Genomic DNA, 4,080 nt, shown 5'->3' with positions numbered 1-4,080 from the left:
AGTGGGCGAAATCATGGCGAATGTTAAAGCTATAAACAAAGTCATAGGACTAGGTATGCCCGTCAGAAGCTAACGGCTAGTCATATATGGTGTTATTGTTCTTCAAACTGATTTGATCAACAACGCCCTTTTCCAGTGTTAAGAAAAGATCACTATTTTTTTTAAAAGTTTCGAGATATTTTAAATCTTCCCTTAGTAGAAAATCTTTTTCATTACGCCGCAAATTGAGCAGCCTAATTTCAAGTTTAGCGACTAAATTAATGGCTTGATTGAGTTCATCGGTTGTTTTAGCAAAGTGTGAGCTTGTTAACAATATTGATATCACACCCGCAATAGCAACGACACCTAGTGAATATAATTTCTGCTTAATATTCATGAGATTACTTACCTACGTGAAATAAACTTAAGTTTAATTGTTGTCTTTGTTATTAGAATGTTAGGTTTAAACTCGAAGCATAGCAATTAATAGATATGGAAAAGTTACATTCAATCCAATTTTTATGCATAACATTCTGATTTTTAATTATTATTTTTATGGTGGAAGATTTGCAATACATTGATTTGGAACGTTATCAAGGCTTGATTTTTGATATGGATGGCACGCTACTTGATACCATGCCAGCCCATTTGCAAGCGTGGTCGCAAACGGCGCAACACTTTAAATTTCCTTTTTCGCATCAATGGTTACATAGCTTAGGTGGTATGCCGAGTTTTAAAATTGTTGCGGAAATTAATAAACAGCACCACCTTGGACTTGATCCACAGCTTGTGGCCAACTTTAAAATGGCCGTATTTTCAGAAATGGAAAACTATGGAGAGGTTATTCCTTGTACTCACGATGTGGTTAAGCATTTTTATGGTAATAAAAAAATGGCGGTAGGGACGGGTAGCCAAAGACAAAGTGCAATCAAGCTTCTTACAAAATCAGGATTGTTAGACAAATTTGACGCTATAGTAACGGCGTCAGACGTAAAGAACCATAAACCTAATCCAGACACTTTTCTACAAGCTGCAAGTTTGTTGGGGTTGCAAGCGAATCAGTGTGTGGTGTTTGAAGATACCGATTTAGGTAAACAGGCCGCTCATTCTGGTGGTATGGATTGCGTAATGGTAGAAAATGGCAGGTTGGTTTTTTATCCCTATTTATAATCGAAAATGAGCCGCTTTCGCGGCTCATTTATTATTGAATTTCAATTAGTTCAACGTCAAAAATCAGTACTGCTGCTGGTGGGATAGGACCACTGCCACCTTTGCCATAGCCTAAGTTACTAGGAATGAACAGGCGCATTTTTTGTCCTTCGACCATAAGTTGTAAACCTTCCTGCCAGCCTTTAATTACTTGGTTTAAACCAAAAGTAATGGGGTCGTTGCGCTCAACCGAGCTATCGAATACGGTACCATCCGTCAATGTACCATGGTAATGCACTTTAACTCGGCTGTTGGATTTAGGATGAACAGTGCCAGTGCCTTCTTGCAGTACTTTATACTGAAGGCCACTTTCCGTGATCATCACTCCTTCTTGTTTCGCGTTTTCTGTGAGGAACGCTTGTCCTAGGGTGAAGTTTTCATCCGCTGCTTTATGGTTGGTCCATGTGCGGTAGATAAAGAAACCAGCCAGTATGAAAATAATAAGTGGGAATACAAATTTAGACATAATCTTTAAGCCTATATTAAGGTTGAGTCAGTAGATAAGAGATGGTATTGGCGATACCATCTGCGTCGTTATGGCCAGAGGTCATAACAAGGTATTTGCCTTTTACGATAAAAGTAGGAACGGAGTTAATTTGTCCTTTCACCGAAACTTCTTCTGCCATCATCATTGTTTGAAGCAGTTGTTTTTGTTGTTCTGCATCCAAAGCATAAGGGCTAACTAAGTTGCGCTCTGAGAATACAAGCTCAATAGCTTTTTTGCGCTCAGGTGAGGTGACCTCTTCTCCCATCTGCACTACAGAAAAAAGCGCTTCCATCATCTGGTGATCTGGTACTGAATTTAATTGCATTACGGCTGTGTAATAAATCATTGCGCCAATTTGAGCACCTTCATTAAATGTAACATGCAATTTACCGAAAGTTTCTCCAGTCGCTTTTTCTAGTTGAGGGATAACACTTTCCATTTTACGGCAATGGCCGCAAGTTAAGGCGAAAACTTCAGTCACAGCAGGTAAACGATAAGTTGATAGGTTAACTGGCAGTTGTTGATATTGCTTACCTTCTTGTGGGGTATTGCTATCACTGCAACCGGCGATAGCGAGTAAAGCTGCAACTAAGCCCAAGTATTGGAAGATGATTTTTTTCATATAAGATTTCTTGTCGAAGAATAAGAGCCACATTCTAACGGCTTCAGATAACAAGAAAAACAGAAACCATCAGTAAATTGCCATCAAAATAGTTATAAAGTTTTACGCTGTTGGCCGATATAGTCTTTGTAGAGAGTTTATAGAGTGGTATTCGGATGAAGTATTTAGTTTTGCCATTATTAATGTTGTTGACGGGTTGTGGAAGTTTGGCCACTGATCGTATGTTTAGTGACAATCTATTAAATGAAGCACCTAAAGGTGATTTTGATGTACTTTATCCCGAGTGGGGAAGCGCTCCTAAGTTAGCCTCGACTGGTGTTCAAGGGCCAATGGGTCAACAACGTACAGGTAGCTATGACTCATTACAACATTTCTTATTGAAAAATGGTGTGGATTATGAAGTATTGCCGGGTAATCACATTATGGTGAAATTAAAAGATACCGTTAAGTTTGAAACGGGTTCTTCGCAGGTTTCGTCTAATTCGCAGCAATGGTTGAGCATGATGGGTAGTTATCTTGCCTCAGAGCCAAGTATTGATATTGTTATTGATGGCCATGCTGATAGTACAGGTGTCGCAAATTTTAATGATCGTTTATCAATGAATCGAGCAAAAGCGGTCAAAAACACACTGGTGAAGAATAATGTTGCAATGGATTCCATTTTTACCCGTGGTTATGGTGAATATGTTCCTGCTTGTACCAATCAAACCAAAGTAGGCAAAGCATGCAATCGTCGTGTTGAAGTACTGTTTATTGTATCAAACAATTAATTTACTTGGTTCTCACACATCATAAGCATTACATGAAAAAGCCCCACTTATTGCAAGCGGGGCTTTTTGTTTTTGTATGCCTAAAGTCAATTAAGCAAGCAGCTCATTTGCTGTTTTCACTACGTTTTCAGTGGTGAAGCCAAACATTTCGAACAACTGATCAGCAGGCGCTGACTCACCAAAGGTGGTCATACCGATGATCTTGCCGCCAAAGCCAACGTACTTGTACCAGAAATCCGCAATACCTGCTTCAATCGCGATACGTTTAGTCACGTCTGCTGGCAATACTGCTTCGCGGTAAGCGGCATCTTGCTTGTCAAATGCATCAGTAGCAGGCATCGATACCACGCGTACTTTCTTACCTTCTGCGGTTAGTTGCTCTGCGGCTTTCACTGCTAGCTCAACTTCTGAACCTGTCGCAATTAGGATTAGCTCAGGCTTACCATCGCTGTCTTTCAGGATATAACCACCCTTAGCAATGTTAGCCACTTGCTCAACAGTACGCTCTTGCTGTGCTAGATTTTGACGAGAGAAGATAAGCGCAGATGGGCCATCTTTACGCTCAATCGCCAGTTTCCAAGCTACTGCTGATTCTACCTGGTCACATGGACGCCATGTGCTCATGTTTGGTGTTAAACGCAGTGAAGCAATTTGCTCAACTGGTTGGTGGGTAGGGCCATCTTCACCCAAGCCGATAGAGTCGTGCGTGTACACTTGAATGTTCTGAATTTTCATCAGAGCGGCCATGCGCATTGCATTACGTGCGTATTCCATAAACATTAGGAACGTTGCGCCGTAAGGAACGAAACCGCCATGAAGCGCAATACCGTTCATGATGGCAGTCATACCGAATTCACGCACACCGTAGTGAATGTAGTTACCTGAGAAATCTTCCGCAGTCAGTGATTTAGAACCAGACCACATAGTAAGGTTAGAAGGTGCTAAGTCAGCAGAGCCGCCCATAAATTCTGGTAGCATTGCACCAAAGGCTTCAAGCGCATTTTGTGACGCTT

5 protein-coding genes and 1 pseudogene are annotated in these 4,080 nt (G+C 40.9%); 2 read left to right on the top strand and 4 right to left on the bottom strand.

The window, feature by feature from the left end:
* Positions 1 to 100: 100 nt before the first annotated feature.
* Positions 101 to 376 (bottom strand): annotated as a pseudogene (locus AACW06_RS18815) (methyl-accepting chemotaxis protein); the annotation flags it as partial.
* A gap of 170 nt (positions 377 to 546) precedes the next feature.
* Here AACW06_RS18815 and AACW06_RS18810 point away from each other — a divergent pair.
* On the top strand, positions 547 to 1,149 hold the full coding sequence (locus AACW06_RS18810; RefSeq protein ID WP_272956774.1) for a beta-phosphoglucomutase family hydrolase: 603 nt from the start codon (positions 547 to 549) through the stop codon (positions 1,147 to 1,149).
* 31 nt (positions 1,150 to 1,180) lie between these two features.
* Here the strand turns inward: AACW06_RS18810 and AACW06_RS18805 are convergent, their stop codons facing one another.
* Positions 1,181 to 1,654 (bottom strand): FKBP-type peptidyl-prolyl cis-trans isomerase, encoded by a 474-nt coding sequence (locus AACW06_RS18805; RefSeq protein ID WP_168524613.1) that lies wholly within the window; start codon positions 1,652 to 1,654, stop codon positions 1,181 to 1,183.
* 16 nt (positions 1,655 to 1,670) lie between these two features.
* Entirely contained in the window at positions 1,671 to 2,297 is a 627-nt protein-coding gene (locus tag AACW06_RS18800; protein WP_192076236.1) for a thiol:disulfide interchange protein DsbA/DsbL, read from the bottom strand.
* Positions 2,298 to 2,452: 155 nt separating this feature from the next.
* On the opposite strand from AACW06_RS18800, the gene AACW06_RS18795 reads away from it, so the two are divergent.
* Positions 2,453 to 3,067, top strand: a complete 615-nt coding sequence (locus AACW06_RS18795; RefSeq protein ID WP_192076235.1) for an OmpA family protein — start codon at positions 2,453 to 2,455, stop codon at positions 3,065 to 3,067.
* A 90-nt stretch (positions 3,068 to 3,157) separates the two neighbouring features.
* Here the strand turns inward: AACW06_RS18795 and AACW06_RS18790 are convergent.
* Positions 3,158 to 4,080: transketolase family protein (locus tag AACW06_RS18790; RefSeq protein ID WP_272956773.1), on the bottom strand; the 923-nt coding region annotated here is incomplete at its 5' end.

The organism is Vibrio sp. S12_S33, assembly GCF_963889785.1.
Classification (GTDB): Bacteria; Pseudomonadota; Gammaproteobacteria; order Enterobacterales; family Vibrionaceae; genus Vibrio; species Vibrio aestuarianus.
The sequence above is the reverse complement of the archived record's forward strand: the minus strand, read 5'-3'. Positions and strand labels throughout refer to the sequence as shown.